Below are 1,038 nucleotides of genomic sequence, written 5' to 3' on the forward strand. Positions count from 1 at the left end.
CTTCGGCCTCGTCGACCTCCTTGTCCTCGCCAGGCTTGCGCTCCGACGCCTTGCGTTCGCCGGCCTTGTCATCGCCTGAGGCGGCGGCTTCCGGCTCGTCCTCTTCCTCCTCGGCTTCCTGCTGGGCACTGTCGTCGAGGTTCGCCACCAGGGTCTCGGCGCTGCCGGCCAGCAGCCGCCGCTGCTCGTCGTCGAGAACGCCGCGCATGCGGTCATGCTCGCCGAGCAGCAAAGCGGGGATCGCGACCTTGTCGTAGAACTCGAACAGATATTTGTCCTCCAGGAACTCCTCGGCATGGTCGGTCGCCTCGTCCGGATCGCCGGCCAGCAGCCGCTGGTAGAGCCGGGCGTGCGGCTCCAGCACCGGCTCGTTGCCGAACAGCACGTCGAGGAATTCGAATTGCGGCACATGGCGGCCGAGCACGACCAGGCAGACGGTGAGCGGGGTGGACAGCACCAGGCCGAGCGGACCCCAGAGCCATGTCCAGAAGATCGCGGCGACGATGATGGCGAGCGGCGACAGCCCGGTGCGCGAGCCGTAGAGCCAAGGTTCGATCACGTTGCCGGTTATCAGTTCCATGACGATGAACAGGGCCGCCGTCCACAAGAGCAGAGCCCAGCCGGGCGCCACGGCCAGCGCCAGGAACAGCGGCAAGAGCGCGCCGATGATCGGGCCGATATAGGGCACGAAGCGCAGCGCCAGCGCCAGCATGCCCCACAAAAGCGCATTGGGGATGCCCAGCACCCAGAGCCCGATGGTGATCGGCACGGCGTAGACGATATTGACCACCAGCTGCATCAAAAGATACTGGCCGACACGCTTGCCGGCATCCTGCAGCGCCTGCGTGGTGCGGTGCAGGTCGCCATAGCCGACGAGACGGATGAAGCGGTCGCGCAGATCCTCGCGCTCCATCAGCATGAAGATGACCACGACGATGACCAGGCCGGCCGAGGCGAGCGGGCTGAGCAGCGGCGCTACCAGGTTCTGCAGCACCTCGAGCGGCTTTTCGTGCGCGACGATCTCGACCGGGATCGGAT

At 66.4% G+C, this 1,038-nt stretch carries 1 protein-coding gene; it reads right to left on the reverse strand.

All coding sequences use genetic code 11. The features are described from left to right. Nucleotides 1-1,038: AI-2E family transporter (locus EN738_RS34565; RefSeq protein ID WP_145967057.1), on the reverse strand; the 1,038-nt coding region annotated here is incomplete at both ends.

This window comes from Mesorhizobium sp. M4B.F.Ca.ET.017.02.2.1 (assembly GCF_003998955.1).
Lineage (GTDB): Bacteria > Pseudomonadota > Alphaproteobacteria > Rhizobiales > Rhizobiaceae > Mesorhizobium > Mesorhizobium abyssinicae.